Origin of the sequence: Streptomyces huiliensis (assembly GCF_020037025.1) — a bacterium.
Lineage (GTDB): Bacteria > Actinomycetota > Actinomycetes > Streptomycetales > Streptomycetaceae > Streptomyces > Streptomyces huiliensis.
The window spans coordinates 1-21,354 of record NZ_JAIQLH010000225.1 but is presented as its reverse complement, the minus strand read 5'-3'; the positions used below and the strand labels follow the sequence as shown (position 1 = coordinate 21,354).

At 73.3% G+C, this 21,354-nt stretch carries 18 protein-coding genes; 9 read left to right on the top strand and 9 right to left on the bottom strand.

Annotated features, from left to right (window positions below; translation table 11 throughout):
* The 7 genes from JNW98_RS28855 to JNW98_RS28825 all read right to left on the bottom strand — a co-directional run.
* The coding region (locus JNW98_RS28855; protein ID WP_223771253.1) for a hypothetical protein at positions 1-206 on the bottom strand (206 nt) is incomplete at its 3' end.
* Complete coding sequence (locus JNW98_RS28850; protein WP_223771252.1) at positions 203-760, bottom strand: RNA polymerase sigma factor; 558 nt, start codon at positions 758-760, stop codon at positions 203-205. The genes JNW98_RS28855 and JNW98_RS28850, both read right to left, overlap by 4 nt.
* A gap of 93 nt (positions 761-853) precedes the next feature.
* A complete protein-coding gene (locus JNW98_RS28845; protein ID WP_223771251.1) occupies positions 854-1,948 on the bottom strand; it encodes an ABC transporter ATP-binding protein in 1,095 nt (364 codons plus the stop codon).
* A gap of 75 nt (positions 1,949-2,023) precedes the next feature.
* Positions 2,024-3,016, bottom strand: coding sequence for an ABC transporter ATP-binding protein (locus tag JNW98_RS28840; protein ID WP_223771250.1), 993 nt, complete (start codon positions 3,014-3,016; stop codon positions 2,024-2,026).
* 11 nt (positions 3,017-3,027) lie between these two features.
* Positions 3,028-4,053 carry an ABC transporter permease gene (locus JNW98_RS28835; protein ID WP_223771249.1) on the bottom strand — a complete coding sequence of 342 codons (1,026 nt, stop codon included), beginning with the start codon at positions 4,051-4,053 and terminating at the stop codon, positions 3,028-3,030.
* Entirely contained in the window at positions 4,046-4,969 is a 924-nt protein-coding gene (locus JNW98_RS28830) for an ABC transporter permease (RefSeq protein WP_223771248.1), read from the bottom strand. Before JNW98_RS28830 ends, JNW98_RS28835 begins: the two co-directional genes overlap by 8 nt.
* A gap of 34 nt (positions 4,970-5,003) precedes the next feature.
* Entirely contained in the window at positions 5,004-6,632 is a 1,629-nt protein-coding gene (locus tag JNW98_RS28825; RefSeq protein ID WP_223771247.1) for a peptide ABC transporter substrate-binding protein, read from the bottom strand.
* 565 nt (positions 6,633-7,197) lie between these two features.
* Here JNW98_RS28825 and JNW98_RS28820 point away from each other — a divergent pair.
* From JNW98_RS28820 to JNW98_RS28780, 9 genes are all read left to right on the top strand, one after another.
* On the top strand, positions 7,198-7,368 hold the full coding sequence (locus JNW98_RS28820; protein ID WP_223771246.1) for a hypothetical protein: 171 nt from the start codon (positions 7,198-7,200) through the stop codon (positions 7,366-7,368).
* A 108-nt stretch (positions 7,369-7,476) separates the two neighbouring features.
* Positions 7,477-10,617, top strand: a complete 3,141-nt coding sequence (locus tag JNW98_RS28815; RefSeq protein ID WP_223771245.1) for a lantibiotic dehydratase — start codon at positions 7,477-7,479, stop codon at positions 10,615-10,617.
* 1 nt (position 10,618) lies between these two features.
* Positions 10,619-11,938, top strand: coding sequence for a lanthionine synthetase C family protein (locus JNW98_RS28810; protein WP_223771244.1), 1,320 nt, complete (start codon positions 10,619-10,621; stop codon positions 11,936-11,938).
* A gap of 462 nt (positions 11,939-12,400) precedes the next feature.
* Complete coding sequence (locus JNW98_RS28805) at positions 12,401-12,565, top strand: hypothetical protein (protein ID WP_223771243.1); 165 nt, start codon at positions 12,401-12,403, stop codon at positions 12,563-12,565.
* A 91-nt stretch (positions 12,566-12,656) separates the two neighbouring features.
* On the top strand, positions 12,657-15,728 hold the full coding sequence (locus tag JNW98_RS28800; protein WP_223771242.1) for a lantibiotic dehydratase: 3,072 nt from the start codon (positions 12,657-12,659) through the stop codon (positions 15,726-15,728).
* Positions 15,709-17,034 carry a lanthionine synthetase C family protein gene (locus JNW98_RS28795; RefSeq protein ID WP_223771241.1) on the top strand — a complete coding sequence of 442 codons (1,326 nt, stop codon included), beginning with the start codon at positions 15,709-15,711 and terminating at the stop codon, positions 17,032-17,034. The genes JNW98_RS28800 and JNW98_RS28795 overlap by 20 nt, the downstream gene beginning before the upstream one ends.
* A 381-nt stretch (positions 17,035-17,415) precedes the next feature.
* On the top strand, positions 17,416-18,489 hold the full coding sequence (locus tag JNW98_RS36735; RefSeq protein ID WP_223771240.1) for a cytochrome P450: 1,074 nt from the start codon (positions 17,416-17,418) through the stop codon (positions 18,487-18,489).
* Between the two features lie 95 nt (positions 18,490-18,584).
* On the top strand, positions 18,585-19,400 hold the full coding sequence (locus tag JNW98_RS28785; protein WP_223771239.1) for a helix-turn-helix domain-containing protein: 816 nt from the start codon (positions 18,585-18,587) through the stop codon (positions 19,398-19,400).
* Between the two features lie 242 nt (positions 19,401-19,642).
* Positions 19,643-19,801, top strand: a complete 159-nt coding sequence (locus JNW98_RS28780) for a hypothetical protein (RefSeq protein WP_223771238.1) — start codon at positions 19,643-19,645, stop codon at positions 19,799-19,801.
* 209 nt (positions 19,802-20,010) lie between these two features.
* Here JNW98_RS28780 and JNW98_RS28775 read toward each other — a convergent pair whose 3' ends face one another.
* Positions 20,011-21,171 carry an ABC transporter ATP-binding protein gene (locus JNW98_RS28775; protein WP_223771237.1) on the bottom strand — a complete coding sequence of 387 codons (1,161 nt, stop codon included), beginning with the start codon at positions 21,169-21,171 and terminating at the stop codon, positions 20,011-20,013.
* Positions 21,164-21,354: oligopeptide/dipeptide ABC transporter ATP-binding protein (locus JNW98_RS28770; RefSeq protein ID WP_372459344.1), on the bottom strand; the 191-nt coding region annotated here is incomplete at its 5' end. The genes JNW98_RS28775 and JNW98_RS28770, both read right to left, overlap by 8 nt.

The window sequence follows — 21,354 nt, the reverse complement described above, 5'->3', positions numbered from 1 at the left end:
GTCGCGCCCCCCGGCGCGCTCCCCTCCTCGGCGCGGGCGGCGGCCCGTACGGCGTCCAGGGCCGCCGCGACGGCGTCGGCCGTGGGCGGTTCCACGCGGCCCGCCGCGCGCAGCCGGTCGGCGCCGGGGAAGTCCAGGAAGTCCTGCTCCTTGCCGTCGTTGCGATCGTTGCGGTCGTTGTGGTCGTTGTGGTCGTTCCCGCTCATGTGAGGTCTCCTGTCAGGGGGAGCGTCCGGGACTGGCCGAGGGCCGCGCGCAGCCGGGCGCGCGCACGGTGCAGCCGGGAGCGGGCGGTGCCGGCGGGGACGCCGACCACGGCGGCGGCCTCGGTGGGGCTCAGCTGCTCCCAGGCGACGAGAAGCATCAGCTCCCGCTCCACGTGCGGGAGTTCGGCCAGGGTCTCGCGGATCAGCGGCGCCACCGCCGCCGCGTCGAGCCGCCGGTCGACCGCGTGCCACGGGTCGCTGCTGGATTCGTCCGCCGGTACGGTCCGCCGGTGCCGGGCCTCCCCGCGCCAGTGCGCCGCCAGCACGTTGCGGGCCACCCCGAACAGCCAGGCGCGCGCCGTGCCGCGCGCCGGGTCGTACGTCCCGCGCGCCGTGAACGCCTGGAGCCACGCCTCCGCGAGCAGGTCGTCCGCCGCCGCGGGCGCCCGGCGCGCGAAGTACCCGTGCAGCGCGGTCGCGTGCCGCCCGACCAGCGGCTCGAAGGCCCGCGCCTCCCCCGCCGACCGCACCAGCAACTCATCGTCGGTTTCCACCGGCCACCCTCCCCTGGCCGCGTGGACAGCGGCCCTCGGACCGTACTTGTCGGCCGGCGGGGAGGCGTTCGCGGGCTCGCCGCGGGGGCGGTCTCAGTCCCCGACGTCCCCCGCGTCCCCCGCGCCCCTTACATCCCTCGCGTCCCCCACGTCTCCCGCCGGCACCACCCGCCGCTCCCCCGCGTAATGGCAGGCGGACACGTGGGCCGCCGGGCCGCCGCTCTCCCGGAACGCCTCCGGGACCTCCAGCGGCGGCACGACCTCGGCGCACCGGCGCCGCGCCTTCCAGCAACGAGTGCGGAACCGGCAGCCGGAGGGCGGGTTCGCGGGCGAGGGGACGTCGCCCACCAGCAGGATGCGGTCGCGGCGGGTGCGGACGGACGGGTCCGGCACCGGGACGGCCGACAGCAGCGCCTGGGTGTAGGGGTGGGTGGGGTGGTCGTAGATCTGGGCGTCGGTGCCCGCCTCCACCAGGCGGCCGAGGTACATCACGGCCACCCGGTCCGAGATGTGCCGGACCACGGACAGGTCGTGGGCGATGAAGACGTACGACAGCTCGAACTCGTCCTGGAGCCGTTCCAGCAGGTTGACGACCTGGGCCTGCACGGAGACGTCCAGCGCCGAGACGGGCTCGTCGGCGACGATGATCTCGGGGCGCAGGGCGAGCCCGCGGGCGATGCCGATGCGCTGCCGCTGCCCGCCCGAGAACTGGTGCGGGTACCGGTTGACGTGCTCGGGGCTGAGGCCGACGACCTCCAGCAGCTCCCGCACCCGCCGGCGCCGGTCGCCCTTGGGGGCCGCCTCCGGGTGGATGTCGAAGGGCTCGCCGATGATGTCGCCGACGGTCATGCGGGGGTTCAGCGACGTGTACGGGTCCTGGAAGACCATCTGGATGTTGCGGCGGACCGCCTTCAGGGCCCGGCCGGACAGCCGGGTGATGTCCTCGCCCTTGTAGAGGATCCGCCCGGCGGTGGGCCGTTCGAGGTTGACGAGCAGCCGGGCCAGGGTGGACTTGCCGCAGCCGGACTCCCCGACGACGCCCAGGGTCTCGCCGCGGCGCAGGTCGAAGGAGACGCCGTCGACGGCCCGGACGGCGCCGACCTGCCGGCGGACGAGGACGCCGCGGGTCAGCGGGTAGTGCTTGACCAGGTCGCGTACCTCCAGGACGGCCCCGCCGTCAGCACGCATCAGCGGTCTCCCCGGCTCGCGTCACGGCTCTGCTCCGTTGCGGGTCGCGTCGAGTCAGCTCCGGCTCGCGTCGAGTCAGCTCCGGCTCGCATCGAGGGTCTCCTTCCAGAAGTGGCAGGCGCTGCTGCGGCCGGGCGCCACCGGGAAGAGGGGCGGCCGGTCGGTGCGGCAGACGTCCCGGGCCCTGGGGCAGCGGGGGTGGAAGGGGCAGCCGGGCGGGATGTTGACGAGGCTGGGCGGCAGGCCCTTGATCGCGTGCAGCTCCTTGCCCTTGCGGTCCAGGCGCGGGACGGACTCCAGCAGGCCCTGGGTGTACGGGTGGGCGGGTGCGGCGTACAGGTCGCGGACGGGTGCGTTCTCGACGACGCGTCCCGCGTACATCACCGCGATCCGGTCGGCGACGTCGGCGACGACGCCCAGGTCGTGGGTGATGAGGACGAGCCCCATGTCGTACTCCCGCCGCAACTCCGCGAGCAGGTCCATCACCTGCGCCTGGACGGTGACGTCGAGGGCGGTCGTCGGCTCGTCGGCGATGATCAGGTCCGGCTCCAGCGCCAACGCCATCGCGATCATGATGCGCTGGCGCATCCCGCCCGAGAACTGGTGCGGGTAGTCCCCCACCCGGTCCTTGGCGGCCGGGATCCGCACCCGGTCCATCAGGGTGATCGCGCGGGCCCGCGCGTCCCTGCGGGTCATGCCCTGGTGGACCTCGTACATCTCGGCGAGCTGGGCGCCGACGGTGAGCACCGGGTTGAGCGCCGACAGGGCGTCCTGGAAGATCATGGCGAGCCGGTCGCCGCGCAGCCGGCGGCGGTGCTCGGCGCCCATGGTGAGCAGGTCCTGGCCGCGGAAGAGGACCTGACCGCCGGTGACGCGGCCGGGCGGCGAGTCCAGGATGCCCATGACGGCCTGCGCGGTCACCGACTTGCCCGAGCCGGACTCGCCGAGCACGGCCAGCGTCTCCCCGGCGTCGACCGAGCAGCTGACGCCGTTGACGGCCTTGGCCACGCCATCCCGGGTACGGAACTCGACGTGCAGGTCGCGGACTTCCAGCAGGGCGTCGCTCACGGGCCGCCTCCTCAGCGCAGTTTGGGGTCGAGGGCGTCGCGCACCGCGTCGCCGAGCATGATGAACGCGAGCACCGTCACACTGAGGAACCCGGCCGGCCAGAGCAGCATGTGGGGGGCGTTGCGGATCTGGTTGGAGGCGTTGGAGATGTCGATCCCCCAGGAGACGGTGGGTGGTTTGAGGCCGACGCCGATGAAGGAGAGCGTGGCCTCCAGGGCGATGTAGGTGCCGAGGGCGATGGTGGCGACGACGATGACGGGGGCCACCGCGTTGGGCGCGATGTGCCGCAGCAGCAGCCGGCGGTCGCCGGCGCCGAGGGCGCGGGCGGCGTGGACGTAGTCGTGCTGCTTGGCGGCGACGACGGCGCCGCGGGCGATGCGGGAGATCTGCGGCCAGCCCAGCAGGACGATGAAGCCGACCACCGGCCAGACGGAGCCGCCGGTGACGACGGAGAGGAAGACGAGGCCGCCGAGGATGATGGGGATGCCGAAGAAGACGTCGGCGAGCCGCGAGAGCAGCCCGTCCCACCATCCCCCGTAGTACCCGGCGAGCCCGCCGAGGACGCTGCCGAGCAGCGCGGCGCCGGCCGTCGCGCAGACGCCGACGGTGATGGAGGCGCGGGCGCCGTGGATGGTGCGGGTGAAGACGTCGCAGCCCTGGGCGTCGAAGCCGAAGGGGTGGCCGGGCTGGGAGCCCTCCTGGGACTTGGCGAGGTCGCACTGGAGCGGGTTGCCGCCCGCCACCAGCCCCGGCCAGACGGCGATCAGCAGCAGAAAGGCGATGACCAGCGCGGAGAGCAGGAAGACGGGGTTGCGGCGCAGGTCGTGCCAGGCGTCGGACCACAGGCTGCGCGCCTTCTCGGGGGCGGGCGGGGCCGGTTCCGCGGGCTTCCCGGGAGGCCGCTCCAGGGACTCCGCCTCGCGGGACGCCAGCCGCGCGGCGCCGCCGTCGCCGGGGCTGACGGGGCCGAGGGAACCGAGCGGGCCGGCGGGGGCCGGCCCTTCCGGGTTCGGCGGCGGGTACGGGGGCTCAGACATGGCGGATCCTCGGGTCGAGCACGGCGTAGAGGAGGTCGACGATCAGGTTGGCGAGGAGGAAGACGAGGACGAGGACGGTCACGAAGCCGACCACGGTGGGCGAGTTCTGCCGGAGGATGCCCTGGTAGAGCTGGTAGCCGACGCCGTGGATGTTGAAGATCCGCTCGGTGACGATGGCGCCGCCCATCAGCGCGCCGATGTCCGCGCCGATGAAGGTGACCACGGGGATCAGCGAGTTGCGCAGCAGGTGCCGGAGGACGATGCGGTGGCGCGGGAGGCCCTTGGCGACGGCGGTGCGGATGTAGTCGGCGCGGGCGTTCTCGGCGAGCGAGGTGCGGGTGAGCCGGGTGACGTAGGCGAGCGACACCAGGCCCAGGACGGCTCCGGGCAGCAGCAGTTCGGCGAAGGTCGCCTCGGGCGAGACGGACGGGGCGACGAGCGCCCACTTGACGCCGAAGAGGTACTGGAGGAGGTAGCCGCTGACGAAGGTGGGGACCGAGACGACGATCAGGGTGACCATCAGCACGGAGGTGTCGGCCGGCCGGCCGCGTCGCAGCCCGCTGACGACGCCGAGGGCGATGCCGACGGCGACCTCGAAGGCCACGGCGACGATCGTCAGCCGCAGGGTGACCGGGAAGGCGTCCGCCATGAGGTCGAGGACGGGCTGTCCGGTGAAGGCGGTGCCGAAGTCACCGGTGAGGATCTGGCCCATGTAGTGCAGGTACTGCTTCCACAGCGGCTGGTCGAGGTAGAGCTCGGCGCGGATGCGGGCGGCGACGGCGGGGTCGGGCGCCTTGTCGCCGAAGAGGGCGGCGACGGGGTCGCCGAGCGCGTAGACCATGAAGAAGATGAGGAACGTGCTGCCGATGAACACCGGGATCATCTGGAGCAGCCGGCGGATCACATACCGTCCCATGGGACCCCTCCTCGTGGCGCGGTGGAGACGGGCGTCACTTGACCTTGATCCGCTCGTAGACGGGCACGCTGAACTGGTTGAGCGTCACGTCGGAGAGGCCGGCGGTGTAGCCGGCGTTCCCGTTCTGGTACCAGAGCGGGATCACCGGCATCAGCTCGGCGAGGACCCGCTCGGCGTCCTGGAACTTCGCGACCGCCTTCCCGGTGTCGGACTCGGCGTTGGCCTCGTCGACGAGCCGGTCGAAGCGGGCGTCGGCGAACTTCCCGTAGTTGGACGAGGCGTCGGTGTAGTAGGTGGGCTGGAGGAAGTTCTGGATGAGCGGGTAGTCCATCTGCCAGCCGGAGCGGAACAGGCCGGTCATCCGCTGCTGGGTGATCTTGTTGCGGTAGTCGGCGAAGGTGCCGATGGGGTTGACGGTGCACGCGCGGTCGTCGCCGAGGGCGTTGTTGACGCTGTTGCACACGGCGTCCATCCAGACGCGGTGGGACCCGGTGTCGACGTTGGAGCTGAGGGTGACCCGCCCGCCGGGGAGCCCGCCGCCCTCCTGGATCAACTCCTTGGCGCGGCCCGGGTCGTAGGTGCAGACGTCGCCGCACAGCCCGGACTTGTAGCCGCCCTTGTCGCCGAGCACGGGTGACGTCCAGTCACCGGCCGGCGTCCGGGTGCCGCGGTAGATCCGCCGGGTGATCTGCTCCCGGTCGATCGCCATGGACAGCCCCCGCCGGACCTTCTCCATCCCGGCCTTCGACCACCTCTCGTCGTACAGCGGGAAGACGAGCGTCTGGAGGATGCCGGCCGGCTGGTTGATGTAGCGGTTCCCGAGGTCCTTCCGGACGTTTCTCAGCTGGGTGCTGGGAATGTCGTCGACGAGGTCGATGTTGCCGGCCTGGAGGTCGGTGTACGCGGTGTTGTTGTCGGTGTAGACGCGGAGTTCCACGCCGGTGTTCTCCGCCTTGTCCGGGCCCGGGTAGCCGTCCCATCTGCTGAGCCGCATGACCGAACCCCGGGTGTACGCGTCGATCGCGTACGGGCCGTTGCCGACGGGCTTCCGCAGCCAGCCCGCGTGGTCCTCGAAGAAGGCGCGGGGCAGCGGGGCGAAGGCCGGGTAGCCCAGGGTGTCGGGCCAGGTGGAGAACTTGGTGCGGAGTTTCACGGTGAAAGTCCGGGGGTCTTTCACAACGAGCCCGGAAAGGGTTTTCGCGGTCGGCTCGCCTTTCACCGGATGGACTTTCTCGTAACCGTCGACATAGGAGAAGAAAGCGGCGTTCTTCTGCCGGCTGTCCACCAGCGCCGCGTAATTCCAGGCATCCACGAAGGACTGCGCGGTGATCTTCTCCCCGTTGCTGAACGTCCAGCCGTCCTTGAGACGGACGGTGAAATTCTGGGCGTCGTCCGACTCGACCCTCTCGGCCAGCATGTCCTCGGCGGCGCCGGTCTTCGGGTCGTACCGCTTGAGCCCCCGGAAGATCAGGTCGAGCACCTTGCCGCCCTGCACCTCGTTGGTGTTGGCCGGCTCCAGCGCGTTCTGCGGATCCCCCCACGACGCCCGCACCACCCCCACCGCCCGCTCGTCCACCCCGCCCCCGCACCCGGCGGCGGCCGCGGCGGCGAGCCCGACGACACAGAGAGCGGCCCCGGCCCGGCTCCGTACGCCTCCTCGCATGGACTGCCTCCTCGGGGGCCGGGGCCGGTGACATGGTCGGGCCGGGGCGCGGCGGGACGCCGACGCAGAACACATGATGCGGAACATATGACACGGAACACATGACGCAGGGACAAATATCGCCAATCGGATCACTCGATGCACTTCCCCGGCCGCCGAACGTGCGGCCCGACGGCGAGAAACCGCCCGGATGCGGGAGCGCGGGCGGACGCGGTGGACCGCCGGGCGGACCACCGGGCGGACCACCGAAGAGCGCCTCCCCATCCGGGGCTCCGGCCGCGCCGCCGGGCCCCCGGAGCACCCGCCGCGGGGACTCCGGGACGGCCGGGCACCCTTTCACCCGCAATCACCCCGCCTTTTATGACGCCCATTTCTGCCACGCACCGAAAAGGAGGGCAGATATTCCGGAACGGCGGACATCCAAGGAAAGGGGAAAGCGAAAAGTGTTACCCCGGACACCCTTGTCCGGCGTCGTTTCCCGCTCCTAAGATCGCCACGGATCGACCGAACCCGTTCGGGCTCGCGAAGCCGACCGGGCCGCACCACGAGCAGTCAGGAGATTTCCATGCCGCACACGAAATCGTTCGACGTCAGCGAGGGATACGCGGACATCGCGGAGCTGGACCTCGACGTCACGGTCACGGAATCCGACGTCACCGCCGACTTCGACCGCAAGGCCGGGTCCGGCCCGTGGTGGAGCGGCGGCGGCGTGATCGGGCGCTGCCCGGTCTGCTGACCGACTCCGACTCCCGGAGGGCGTCCCCCGCGCCCTCCGGGTTTTCGTGGCACCCGGGTTTTCATGCCACCCGGCCTTTCGTGCCACCGCACCGAGCGAGGAAGAGACATGCGGTACGACCACTACGAGGCGGCCGGGCCCCTGCTGGTCCGCATGGCCGGCGTCCCGCGCACCCGGCGCCTGCCCGCCTTCGACGGGACGGACCCGCTCCCGTATCTCCGGGCGCTCGCCGCCGACCCTCTGCTCCGGGAAGCGGTCCGGGTGGCCAGCCCGGATCTCGCCCTTCTCCTCGACCGGCTCGAGGCCGGCGCCGCCGTCCCGCCCAAGCGCCTGCGCAAGGCCGCCCTGTCGCTCACCCGGTACGCCCTGCGCCACGCGGACCGGACGACCCCCTTCGGGCTCCTCGCCGGGGTGACCGTCGCACGGGTCTGCCCGGACGCGGGGGCGGAGGTGCGCGGCCCCGGGCGGAAGGCCGCCCGCCCCGACGGGGCCTGGCTGGACGACCGGCTGCGGGTCTGGACGGCGGTGCCGGAGGTCCGGCACGGGCTCGACGTCGTCCTCAACGACCTGTGCCGGGTACACGGCGGCCGGCTGCTGGTGCCCGCCGGCGGGCAGGACATCTCCGTCCGGCGCACCGCCCTGGTCGACTGGGTGCGGGACGCGGCCGCCGCCCCCGTCCGCTACGGCGACCTCCTGGACCGCGCCGTCGCGGCCTTCCCCGGCGCGCCGGCCGAGCGGCTCGACGACGTCCTGGCCGTGCTGACCGGGAAGGGCTTCCTGCTCACCTCGCTCGACCGTCCCGGCCCCGCCGAGGAGACGCTCGACCGGATCGAGGCGGCCGTCGCCGCGGACCCCCGGGCGGCGGAGGAACTGCGGGCCGTCCGCGCGGCCTTGGCGGCCTACGAACGCACGCCGCCCGGCGCCGGCGGGACGGCGCTGCGCACGGTGTTCCGGGCGGCGGGCGTCCCGGACGACGTGGCGCCGGCCGTCCCGCCCGTCCGGGTGGACCTCCGCCTGGACGCCGACGTCCGCGTCCCGCGGGCCGTCCTCGACGAGGCCGAACGGTACGTGTCGGTGCTGCGGGAGATCACGCCGGACCGGCCCCCGGCCGGGGCCCTGGCGGCCTACCGGTCGGCCTTCCTGGAGCGGTACGGCACGGCGTCCGTACCGCTCGGCGAACTCGTCGACCCGCAGCGCGGCCTCGGCTTCCCGGCGTCCTACCGGACGGCCCCCGGCGCACCGGAGGCGCCGGGCGCCGTCGACCACGCCTTCCGCGCCCGGCGCCGGCTGCTCGCCGAGCTGGCGCAGGAGGCCCTGGCCGGGGAGGGCGACGAGCTGCGGCTCACCCCCGACGTCCTCGCCCACCTGGCGCCGGACCGGCCCGACGACCCCGAACCGCGGGCGGAACCGGGCTCGTCGGAGCTCTGTTTCCAATTGCTGTCCGACAGTCCCGCCGCCCTGGCCCGCGGCGACTTCCGGCTGGTCGGCGGCGCCCACCCGGGCTCCTGGACCGCCGGCGCGACGGCCGGACGCTTCACGGAACTCACCGGCACCACCGGCGCGTTCGCCCGGCTCATGGGGGCGCTCGACGACGGGGACGCGCTGCCGGCGCAGGTCGTCTTCCGGCCGCACGCTCCCGGCGCCCTCACCGCGCTCCAGGTCCCCCGGTTCCTCCCGCACCACATCCCGGTGGGCGCGTTCGCCGACCCCGCCGAGGACGGCCACCTCGACTGGCGCCGCCTCCTCGTCGCCGCGGACGGCTCGGGGCTGTGGCTCACCGACCCCGGCACCGGGCGCCGCGTCCTGCCCGTCGTCCCGCACATGCTCACCCTCCACCAGGCGCCGCACGCGGCCCGGCTGCTCGCCGACCTCGCCCACGGCGGCACCCCGGCCTGGCCCGGCTGGGACTGGCACGGCCTGGACGACCTCCTCGTCGTCCTGCCCCGGGTCACCTCCGGCAGGGTGGTCGTCTCCCCGAAGCGGTGGCTCCCCGACCGGAGCCTGCGCCGGGCCGCCGCGCGGCCGGAGGGCTGGGACGCCGCCGTGGCCGCCTGGCGGGACCGCTACCGGGTGCCGGAGCGGGTGCAGCTCGCCCGAGCGGACCGCGGCTTCGGACTCGACCTGACGGACGCCTGGCACCGCACCCTGCTGCGCCACGAGATCCTCGCCGGCGACGCCGCGCGCGTCGTCGAGGACCCGACGGCCGGCGGCCGGGAGCTGGGCTGGGCCGGGGGGTACGGCGCGGAGGTGCTGATCCCGTTCGTCCGCCGCTCCCGGGGGCGGGAGGCGGCGCCGGGCCGGGAAGCCATCCCGGGCGTCAGGGAGACCGCCCCGGCCGTCCGAGCCGCCGCGCCGGCCCCGGAGCTCCCGACCACACCGCGTCCCACCACACCGCGCCCCGCCGACGTCCGCACCCGCCACCTGCCGGGCGAGGACTGGCTGCACGCCAAGCTCTACGCGGCCGAGAGCTTCCACGACGAGCTCCTCGCCGCCCACCTACCGCCCCTGCTCCGCGCCGTCGACGCCCACGTCGACCACTGGTTCTTCATCCGCTACCGGGACCCCGAGCCGCACCTGCGCCTCCGCTTCCACGGCGAGGCGAAGGCGCTCGCCACCCACGTCCTGCCCGAACTGGCCCGTCACGTACGGGACCTGCAGGACGCCGGGCTGGTCCGGGAGATGACGCTGGACGCCTACATGCCGGAGACGGACCGCTACGGCGGCCCCGGCGTGCTGCCGCACGCGGAACGCCTCTTCCATCTGGACAGCCGATCGGTCCTGCTGCAGCTCGCGGCCCGGCGCGGTGGGCCCCCGCCACCCGACGCCGTCCTGGCCGCCGCCAACCACGCGGTCCTGCTGGACGCCGCGTACGGACCGGACTGGGCCTCCTGGGCGGCGGGCGCGTTCCCCAAGGGGCCCGCCCACGCCGTGTACCAACGGCACCGCGAGTCGGCCGCCGGTCTCGTCGTACCGGGCCGGACGGCCGCGGCGCTGGCGGACCGCCTCTCCCTCCCCGCACTCGCGGACCTCTGGTCCGACCCCCCGGAGGCCCGGGCCTTCCGCGCGCTGCCCCTCCCCCACCGCGACCGGATCCTCCGCTCCCTGCTGCACATGCAGTACGTGCGGCTGCTGGGGCTCGACCCCGCCGGCGAGGAGCGGGCCCGCGCGGTCCTGCGCGGCGTGGCGCGGGACCGCCTGGGGCGGCTCCGGCACGCCCGGCGCCCGGCCGGCGTACGCCAGGAGGCGTGACGTGCCCGTACCCCGCCACGGCGCCGCGGCGCTCGCGGTCGTCGCCCGCACACTGGACAAGCTCGCCGATCCCGAGTCGGTGGCGGCCGGCGTCGGCTTCCCGGACGATCCGGGACGGCGTGACCGCCCCGGTGACGCGGAGCTCTGGTCCGGCCTCTCCCTGGGCGGGTACCCGGGCCTCGCCCTCGCGTTCAGCGGCACCCGGGCCACCGGCGCCGGCCACGCCGAGCGGGCCCACGCCTGCCTGCGCGCCGCGCTGGGCGTGACGGGGGACGCGGCGGAGGGCTCCGGCCTCCACCAGGGGAAGGGGTCCGCCGCCTTCGCCGTGCTGGTCGCCCACCGGGCCACCGGCGGATACCGGGAGGCGCTCGGCCGGTTCGACGAGTACCACCGGATCCTGGTCCGGAAGGCGCTCCCCCGCCCGGTGACGGAACCCGCGGCCACGAACGGCGAGTTCGAGGTGATCCGCGGCCTGAGCGGCATCGGCCGGCACCTGCTGGCGCGGGGCGCCGCCTGCGAGCCCGAGCTCCGCGCCGTCCTGTCCCACCTCGTCGCCCTGGCGTCGGGCGACGTCGTCCACGCGGGGCACCGGGTCCCGCGGTGGTGGGCGCTGGCGACCCCCAGGAAGGGCCGAGAGCGGGAGTTCGCCGCCGGCCACCTCAACTTCGGCCTCGCGCACGGGATCACAGGCCCGCTGGCCCTGCTCTCCCTCGCCTGGCGGCAGGGCGTCGCGGTCGAAGGCCAGCGCGAGGCCATCGAGAACCTGGTAGGACTGCTGGAGCAGTGGGCCGAGCCCGACGGCGACGGCCTCCGGTGGCCCTTCCACCTCTCCCTGGAGCAGTGGACCGGCGGCCCCCGGGCGCTCGGCCTGTCCCGGCAGCGCCCTTCCTGGTGCTACGGCGCCCCCGGCGCCTCCCGCGCCGTCCAGCTCGCGGCCCTCGCCCTGGACCGCCCCGACTGGCACGCCCTCGCCCACCGCTCCCTCCTGCCCCTCCTGGAACGCCCGGTGACGGACTGGGGCCTGGAAGACGCCGGCCTCTGCCACGGCACGGCCGGCCTCCTCCACATCCTCGGCCTGCTCGGCGAGCACATCGACGACGCCCGCATCCCCGCTGTTCGCGACGAGTTGGCGGCACTCACCCTCGCCCACTACCGCGAAGACCACCGCTTCGGCTTCCGCACCGCCATGACCGGCTCCCCACTCGGCGCCGACGTCCCAGGCTTCCTGGAAGGCGCCGCCGGCACCGCACTCGCCCTCGACGCCTACGCCAACGGCGCCCGCGCACACGCCGGCTGGGACATGGCACTGCTGGTGAACTGAACCAATTTTCCCGGGGCACCCGCCAAAGCCGCCGCGCCGCCCGCTCCGTAACCACCTCGCCACCCACTCCACCCCACTGCCCGGCAAAACGCGCACCTTTCCCATAGCCGCACAGCGCCACAGGAATTCAACCCACCGTTTGTGAAAAGCACCGCGCTCTCCGGTTCGTTTCGCGTTCACGGCTCCTGTCTGGGCGGCTGACCCAAGCACCCGCGACCGGAGAATTTCCGGCGGCTCACCACGGCCCGCGCGCACGCGATCACCCTCGGTCGATCAATGCATGGGGCAACAGCCATGAATGCCGAGCCACTCAGGCAAAGCGGACAAGGGAATACCAGCATCCCTTTGCGAAGAACTCTTGATCGGCCCTAATGCCCCGGCCTACAGTCACCGGCAGTTCGTCGAACGCTATTCCAGCCGCGCGGCCGGCAACGGCCGTGCATCGACTGTCAGGAGCTTTACATGCGTATCAGCTCGCTCCCCACCCGTCAGGAAAACGTGGACATCACCGACCTGGACATCGACGTCCAGGTTCCGGAGGCGGACTTCTCCGCCACCGAATTCGGCGGTTACACCAGCACCTGCAACAGCTGGAACACCCGCGCCCGTTGCTGGAACTGCACCTGATCCACACGGCTGCAGCACACCCCGGGGGCGGCTCGGTCCGCCCCCGGGGCACCCCCGTCCGGTCCGGAGCCGATCCCCGAGGGACACCGTCGTGCAGTACGACCACTACGAGAGCGCCGGACCCCTGTTCGTCCGCATGGCCGGCGCGCCGCGCACCCGCGCCCTCCCGCCCGTCGCCACGGGGACCGCGCCCGACGTCCTCGCCCTCGCCGCCGATCCGCTGCTGCGGGAGGCGGTCCGGGTCGCCAGCGGCAGTCTCGCGGATAGCCTCGACCGGCTCGCCTCCGGCACCGAGCTGCCTCCCAAACGCCTGACGGGCGCGGCGCTCTCCCTCACCCGGTACGCGCTGCGGCACCGCGGCAGGCCCACCCCCTTCGGCCTCTTCGCGGGCGTGACCACCGCCCGCACCGGCCCGTCCGCCCACTTGGAGATCCGAGGGCCGGGGCAGAAGACGGTCCGCCTCGACGGCGCCTGGTTGGAGGAGCGCGTCCGGCGGTGGCTGGAGGCGCCCGAGGTCCGCGGCCGCGTCCACGTCGTCGCGAACAACCTCTGCCGGATTCGCGGCGGGCGGCTGATCCTGCCGGCCGCACCGCGCGACCTCTCCGTACGGCACACCGCCCTGGTCGCCTGGGTGTGCGAGACCGCCGCCGCGCCGGAGCCCTACGGCGGGCTGCTGGAGAAGGCGGCCGCGACGTTCCCCGACTCCCCGGCCGAGCGGATCGACGCCGCCCTGGCTCAGCTGATCCGGCACGGCTTCCTGCTCACCTCGCTCGACGAACCGCACCTCGACGGGAGGACCCTCGACCGGGTCGAGGCCGCCGTCGAGGCGCTGCCGGAAGCGGCGGAACGGCTGCGCGCCGTCCGCGACGCCGTCCGCGCCTACGAACAGGCCGCGCCCGGCGAGGGCGAGGACGCCTGGCACCGGGCCCTCCGGGCGACCGGCACCACCGACGGCACCCCGCACCCGCCCCTCCAGGTGGACCTGCGGACGGACGCGGACGTCCGGATCCCGCCCGTCGTCGTCGAGGAGGCCCGGCGCTACGCGTCGGCGATGTGGACCGTCTCGCGGAAGGCCGCCGGCTTCTCCCACCTGCGGGAGTACTGCGACGCCTTCATGGAGCGGTACGGCATGACGGCCCGCGTGCCGCTGGGCGAACTCGTCGACCCGCACCGCGGCCTGGGGTTCCCCGCCGCCTACCGTGACCGCGCCGACGCGGACGAACCGCCGGCGCCCGAGCCGCGGGACGCCGTCGACCGGAAGCGGCGCCGACTGGTCACCGAGCTGGTGCAGGAGGCGCTGTCCGGCGGCGACGACGAGATCCGCCTGGACGACGAGGTGCTGCGCCTGCTCGCGGCGGACGACGAGCTGTCCGAGGCGGAACGGGAGGCGGCGGGTCCTGACTCGCTGGAGCTCTGCTTCCAGCTCCTGGCCGACAGCGCCGAGGCCCTGGACCGCGGGGAGTTTACCCTGGTCCAGGGGCCGCACTCCGGGTCCTGGACGGCCGGCGCGACGGCCGCCCGGTTCGCGGAACAGGCCGGTGCCACCGAGGAACTGGCCGCGCTGCTGGGCCGGCTCGACGACGGGCGGACACTGCCCGCCCAAGTCGTCTTCCGGCCGCGCGCGGCCCGGGCCCTGAACCCGCTCCGGGTGCCTCGGCTACTGCCGCACCGCATCCCCGTGGGCGTGTACGCCGACCCCGCCGAGAACGGTCACCTCGACTGGCGCCGCCTCCTCGTGAGCGTCGATGCCTCCGGAATGCGGCTCACCGACCCCGCCACCGGGCGCCGCGTCCTGCCCGTCGTCCCGCACCTGGTCTCCCCGCAGCGGCAGGCGCCCCGCGTGGCCCGGCTGCTGTACGACATCGGCGTCGCGCACTCCCGGGTCTGGACGGACTGGGACTGGCACGGCCTCCAGGACCTCCCCTTCCTCCCCCGGGTGACCTTCGGGAGGATCACGCTGTCCCCGAAGCGCTGGCTGCCCGACCGCCACCTCCGCACGGCCGCCGCCGGGAATGGCGACGAGGGCTGGGAGCGAGCCCTGGACGACTGGCGCCGGCGCTACCGGGTGCCCGACCGGGTGCAGATCGTCCGGGGCGACCAGGGCTTCGGCATCGACCTCGCCAATCCCTGGCACCGCACCCTGCTGCGCCGGGAGGTCCGCGCCGGCGGCGGCTTCGGCGTCGTGGAGGACCGCACGGCCGACGGCCGCGGGCTCGGCTGGTCGCACGGGCACATGACCGAGGTGCTGATCCCCCTCGTCCACCGCCCGCGGCCGGCGGAGCCGGTCCCGGCGAGCGCCCGTGCGACCGGGCCGACGGCCCCGGACGACATCCGCCTCCCGGGCGAGGACTGGCTCCACGCCAAGCTGTACGCCGGCGAGGACACGCACGCCGAACTGCTCGCCACCCACCTCCCGGCCCTCCTGCAGGACATCGGCGACCACGTCGACCACTGGTTCTTCATCCGCTACCGGGACCCCGACCCGCACCTGCGCGTTCGCTTCCACGGCACCCCGGACGCCCTCTGCTCGCACGTCCTGCCGGAGCTGGCCCGGCACGTCAGGAGGTGGCGGGAGGTCGGCCTGCTGCGCGGGATGAGCGTGGAGGCGTACGAGCCCGAGACCGAGCGCTACGGCGGCCCGGTCGCCCTGCCGTACGCCGAACGCCTCTTCCATCTCGACAGCCGCTCCGCGCTCGCCCAGTCCGGCCTGCGGTCGCGCGCCGAGCTGCCGGACGAGGTGCTGGCCGCCGCCAACCACGCGATGCTGCTGGAGTCGCTGGGCGACTGGGACTGGTGCGCCTGGGTGGACGCCGCGTTCGCCAAGAGCTCCGCCCATGCCGCCTTCCAGCAGCACCGAGCCCTGGCCAGACGGCTCATCGGCCCGGGCAGGACCGCGGCGGCGCTCGCCGGACACTTGGGGGTTCCCGGCCTGGCGGAGCTGTGGAACAGCGCCCCGGAGGCCCGTGCGTACGGCGACCTCGTCGTGCCGCACGACGGGAACGCTCTGTACGGGCTGTTGCACATGCAGCACAACCGGCTCCTCGGCATCGACCGGGAGCGCGAGGAGCGCGGGTACGCCATCCTGCGCGGAATGGCACGGGAGGAACTGGGCCGCCGCCACACGACCGTCGGAGGGGGGACCGGTGGGCGACGTGAGGGATGAGGCGCGGACGCCGCGCCACGCGGCCGAGGCACTGGACGTCGCGCACGCGGTGCTCCGGACGCTCGCCGGCCCGGACGCCGTCGCGGCGGACACCGGCATCCCCGGCGGGCCGGACGGAGCGCCGAGGGAGAACCTGTGGACGCCGAGCGGGTTCGCGGCCGTCTCCCTCGCCTTCAGCGGCACCACCGCACGCGATCCCGAGCACATCGCGGGCGCCCACGCCCATCTGCTGCGCGCCCTGGAGGCCGTGGCCGAGGGCGTGCCGGCGCCGGCGGGCATCCTCTCGGGCACGAGCGGTGCGGCGTACGCCCTGCTGATCGCCCATCGGGCCACCGGCGGCTACCGCTCCGCGCTGGAACGGCTGGACGCCTACCACCGCGACCTCGTCCGGAAGACGCTGCCCGCGGTCACGGACGGGCCCGTCGCCACCAACCACGAGTTCGAAGCGATCTACGGCATGAGCGGCATCGGCCGCCACCTGCTCGCCCGCGGCGACCGGAGTCGCGAGGAACTCCACGCCGCCCTCGATTACTTGACCGGCCTCGCGCTCGGCGACACCACCGTCGGCGGTCACCGCGTCCCGCGCTGGTGGAGCCGCTCGGCACCGAAAAAGGGGCAGGAGGTCGAGCTGCCCGACGGGCACCTCAACCTTGGTCTGGCGCACGGGATTCCGGGCCCGCTTGCCCTGCTCGCCCTCGCCTGGCGGCATGGCGTCGCCGTCGAGGGCCAGCGCGAGGCCATCGAGAACCTGGTCGGGCTGCTGGAGCGATGGGCGGTGCCCGACGGTGACGGCCTCCACTGGCCCCCGTTCCTCACCCTCGGCCACTGGGCCGCCGGGCCGGAAAGCCTGCGTCTGCCGTGGCAGCGGCCGTCCTGGTGCTACGGCGCCCCCGGCGTGTCCCGGGCCGTCCAGCTCGCCGCCCTCGCCCTCGACCGCCCCGACTGGCACGATCTCGCCCACCGCTCCCTCCTGCCCCTTCTGGAGCGCCCGGTGGCGGACTGGGGCCTGGAAGACGCGGCACTCTGCCACGGCACGGGCGGCGTCCTCCACCTCCTCGGCCTGCTCGGTGAGCACATCGACGACGACCGGATTCCGGCCGTGCGCGACGAGTTGGCAGCGCTCACCCTCGCCCACTTCCACGAGGACCACCGCTTCGGCTTCCGCGCCGCCATGACCAACGTCCTGCACGGAGCGGACCTCTCCGGCTTCCTGGACGGCGCCGCCGGGATCGCCCTGGCGTTGGACGCCTACGCCAACGGCGGCCGCGCGCACGCCGAGTGGGACATGGCACTGCTGGTGAACTGACGGGATCTCCGGAGAAGCCGGCGGAATCCGGCGACCGGTCCTCCGATTCCATTCCGTGCTTTCCCTGTCCCCGGGGCCCGCCCGCTCAGTACGATGCGTCGTCTCGCATTCAATCACCAATCCCCGTCGGTTGCAGAGCAGTTCGGCGGTCGCGGACGACGAGGAGGAGCGCGGATGAGCGAGCCGGAACCACGGTGTACCGGGCCGGGGCGGACGAGCACCAGGGAACCCACCGGGTCCCGGAATTCCCTGACGCCCCGCTCATCCGCCGGCGCGCTTTTCGACCCGCTTTCCCCGTCCTTTCTCCGCGACCCCTATCAGGTCTATACCAAGCTGCGGCAAGAGGACCCCGTACACCGCCACCCGGAATCCGGACTCTGGGTGATATCCCGGTATGAGGACTGCCTGGCCGTACTGCGGGACGACGCGCTGTTCACCGCCGACCCGCGCCGGCTGCGGGACGCGGGACCGCTCGCGCCGGAGCGGGCGGGCACTCTCGCGCCGGAGGACCGGGCGCCGGTGCGGGAGCTGCTCACCGACGCCTTCCGAGCCCAGGACTTCGGCCAACTGGCGGCGGACGTGCGGATGTTCACCCGGCGTCTGCTGACCGCACCGGAGCGGCGGGCCGAGACGGAGACGGACTTCGTCGCCGCGTTCGCGATCCCCGTCGCCTCCTACGCGGCCGGGGCGCTGTTCGGCGGCGGCCTCGCCCGGCGCGACGGCTTCCTCGGCACCTGCCGGGACGCCGTCCGCGGCATGACGGCCGGTGCCACCCCCGAGCAGACCGAGGCCGGGCTGCGCGCCCGGGCCCTGCTCGGGCAGATGCTGCGCGCCGAGTACCGGTACGCCCACGGCGGCAGCGACCGCCGCGGCGGCGTCCTGCGGTACCTGCGGCTGCACGAGGCGGAGCGCGCGGTCGCCTTCGAAGCGCTGGCGGGGTCGCTGTGCGCGCTGCTGTTCGCCGCGCTCAACTCGGGGCAACGGCTGCTCGGCAACGCCCTGAACGCCCTCGTCCGCACCCCCGGAGCGCTTCGCCGGCTCGCCGCGCCGGACGGCCCGCCGGCGGCGACGGCCCTCGACGAACTGGTGCGCTACGACAGTCCGTTCCAAGCCCAGGATCGGGCGGTGACCGCCCCGACGACGCTGGGCGGCCGACGCCTCGCCGCCGGCGACCGGGTCCGCGTCCTCCTCGGCTCGGCCCACCGCGACCCCGAGGTCTTCCCCGACCCCGATCGCCTGGACCTCTCCCGCACGCCCAACCCCCACTTCGCCTTCGGCCTCGGCCCCCACTCCTGCCTCGGCGTCCCCCTGGCCCTCCTCGAAGCCCGAGTCCTCCTCACCGAGCTCGCCGCCGCCCACCCGGACACCACCCCCACCGCCGAACCCACCCACGAACCCCACCCCACCCTCCGCGGCTTCCTCTCCCTCCCGGTCGCCCTCGGCCCGCCGCGGTAATTCAAGGGGGAGATCCGCCCTGGTAAGGCGAGGCATCCCTGGCTACCGTGCCCATGCTCCATGGCCGGAGCGTGCGCGCGAAGGGAAGCCGGAAATTGGACATAGCGAATGTCTGCTGGCAGAGGTGGAACAAGGTGCCCGTCGAACGGGCACCCCACCCCGCGCTCTCCGCTTTCGTCCTGTCATATCTGGGATTCGACGAGGACACGAGGGCGCCGGTCCGGAGGAGACTCGTCGCCTCCGTCGCGCCGTTCATCCTCGTCGAATTCGCCGCCCCCGGCCGTCACGCCACGGGCGACGGGTTCCCAGGACCGGCCGGGGACACCCTGCTCTGCGGCCCCATCGACACACCCCGCGATATCGAACTGACCGGCCGGAGGCGGGGCGTCGTCGCCATCCTGAAGCCCGCGGGCGCGTCCGCGTTCCTGGGCGTTCCGATGCGCGAAATCGTCGACCGCCAGTTGCGGTGCGGCGAACTTCCCGGCTTCCGGGACGCGCCGCGCATCGCCCCTCGTCTCGCTTCCGCGCACGACTGGCCCACTCGGTTCGACCTGCTCGATGAGCTGCTTCTGCGGCACACCGCCCAATGCCGGGAACCATCACCGGTGATGGTCCGGGCATGGCACCGTCTCGGCATCTCCGGCGGGCGGATTCCCATCCGTCACCTGGCCGAGAGCGTGGGCGTCGGCAGTCGCCAGTTGGAGAAGCTGTTCCGGGAACAGGCGGGGTGCACCCCCAAGAAGGCCGCCCGGATCCTGCGCTTCCACCGAGCTCTCGGCCTGCTCACCGACACCGCCCGGAGCGGCGACAACCTCGCTGCCGTCGCCGCCCACTGCGGCTACTCCGACCACGCGCACCTCTCACGGGAGGTACGCGCACTCGCCGGAGTCCCTCCGACCTTTCTGTGCTGACGGTCACGCGATTCCACTCAAGAACACACAGCGAACCGCAACGCGGACGGCATGAGCCACGTCCGCGTTGCCCCGCCGCTTCTCACAACCAGAGAAACAACCTCCAGACCGGGATGCTCGCGTCGTACCGGCAAGAGAACTGCGTCCCGGATGTCCTGCCCGATATACGGCAACTTTCATAGGAGCTGTAAAACCCCGAGAACTGCCACTCGCCCGGCAGGGCGGACGCCTGGGAATCGGCCGTGGACGAGACCGACTGGTCCGCCACCGCCGAACCGGCCGTGGCGATTCCCCCGCCGAACAGCAACGCGGCGGCGACACCCACGCTCGCGACGCGCCTTGGAACACGCACCATACTGGCTCCTCTTGCCAAGGAATGCCTGATTGGCCCGACCGAATAGCTCGTGCCAACCGTCTCACCGGGGATGTGGCTCGCGAAGACCGTCCCCGCCTGAGACGCGCCGACGACGCTACAGCGATTACGGGATACGAGTCTTGAAGAAATGCGTCCTCGCCGACCCTGCCGGTGAGGAGAGCAGCAAACGAGTCCGCCCCGGCCTCACCCGCTGTGCGGGCGCGCCGGGGCGAACTCGTCGTGAGAAGGACGGCGCTACGCCGCGCCCACCACCTGCTTCTCCTCCGCGAAGTGGCAGGCCGACTCGTGGGCGGCGGGGATGGTCTTGCCCGCGAACACCTCCGGCACCGCCAGCAGCGGCACCTCCTCGGCGCACTTGTCCTGTGCCTTCCAGCAGCGGGTGCGGAAGCGGCAGCCGGACGGCGGGTTGGCCGGCGACGGGACGTCACCGGTCAGGATGATCCGCTCGCGGCCCTCGCGCGCGTCCGGGTCGGGCACCGGCACGGCCGACAGCAGCGCCTGCGTGTACGGGTGGGTCGGGTGGTCGTAGATCTCGGTGTCGGTGCCGATCTCCGCCATCTTCCCCAGGTACATCACCCCGACGCGGTCGGAGATGTGCCGGACGATCGACAGGTCGTGCGCGATGAAGATGTAGGAGAGGTTGAACTCGTCCTGCAGCTTCTCCATCAGGTTGACGACCTGCGCCTGCACCGACACGTCCAGCGCGGACACCGGCTCGTCGCAGATGATGATCTCGGGGTTCAGCGCCAGGCCGCGCGCGATGCCGATGCGCTGCCGCTGCCCGCCCGAGAACTGGTGCGGATAGCGGTTGATGTACTCCGGGTTGAGGCCGACGACGTCCAGCAGCTCGCGGACCCGCTTCCGCCGGTCGCCCTTGGGGGCCGCCTCGGGGTGGATCTCGAAGGGCTCGCCGATGATGTCGCCGACGGTCATGCGCGGGTTCAGCGACGTGTACGGGTCCTGGAACACCATCTGGATGTTGCGGCGCACTGCCTTCAGGGCCCGCCCGGACAGCTTGGTGATGTCCTGGCCCTTGTAGAAGACCTCGCCCGCGGTGGCCCGCTCCAGCGTCATCAGCAGCTTGGCGACGGTGGACTTGCCGCAGCCCGACTCGCCGACGATGCCCAGCGTCTCGCCCTGGTAGAGGTCGAAGGAGACCCCGTCCACCGCCTTGACCGCGCCGACCTGCTTCTTGAACAGGATGCCCTGCGTCAGCGGGAAGTGCTTGACGAGGTTGCGGACCTGGAGGATCGGCTCGCCGCGCTCGACGGGCGCGTCGAGGACGGCCTCCACCTCGGCAGTCGTGCTCGCGTCCGTCACGTGCACCTCGGAGACGTTGGGCGTCGCGTCCACGGCTGCGTTCTCGTCGGCGGCCTTCTTGCCGGTCTCAGCCATGGATCGTCTCCTTCCAGAAGTGGCAGGCGCTCCGCCGGCCCGGCAGCGCCGCGCCGTCCGCCTCGGCCACGTCGTGCAGCGCGGGAATCTCCGAACGGCAGATGTCCTGCGCCTTGGGGCAGCGCGGGCTGAAGGCGCAGCCCGTGGGGATGTGCAGCAGGTTGGGCGGCAGGCCCTTGATCG

Excerpts from the sequence above, each read along its gene's own strand:
- JNW98_RS28845 (WP_223771251.1), bottom strand. The coding sequence starts at position 1,948 with ATGCGTGCTGACGGCGGGGCCGTCCTGGAGGTACGCGACCTGGTCAAG.
- JNW98_RS28835 (WP_223771249.1), bottom strand. The coding sequence starts at position 4,053 with ATGTCTGAGCCCCCGTACCCGCCGCCGAACCCGGAAGGGCCGGCCCCC.
- JNW98_RS28830 (WP_223771248.1), bottom strand. The coding sequence starts at position 4,969 with ATGGGACGGTATGTGATCCGCCGGCTGCTCCAGATGATCCCGGTGTTC.
- JNW98_RS28825 (WP_223771247.1), bottom strand. The coding sequence starts at position 6,632 with ATGCGAGGAGGCGTACGGAGCCGGGCCGGGGCCGCTCTCTGTGTCGTC.
- JNW98_RS28820 (WP_223771246.1), top strand. The coding sequence starts at position 7,198 with ATGCCGCACACGAAATCGTTCGACGTCAGCGAGGGATACGCGGACATC.
- JNW98_RS28815 (WP_223771245.1), top strand. The coding sequence starts at position 7,477 with ATGCGGTACGACCACTACGAGGCGGCCGGGCCCCTGCTGGTCCGCATG.
- JNW98_RS28805 (WP_223771243.1), top strand. The coding sequence starts at position 12,401 with ATGCGTATCAGCTCGCTCCCCACCCGTCAGGAAAACGTGGACATCACC.
- JNW98_RS28775 (WP_223771237.1), bottom strand. The coding sequence starts at position 21,171 with ATGGCTGAGACCGGCAAGAAGGCCGCCGACGAGAACGCAGCCGTGGAC.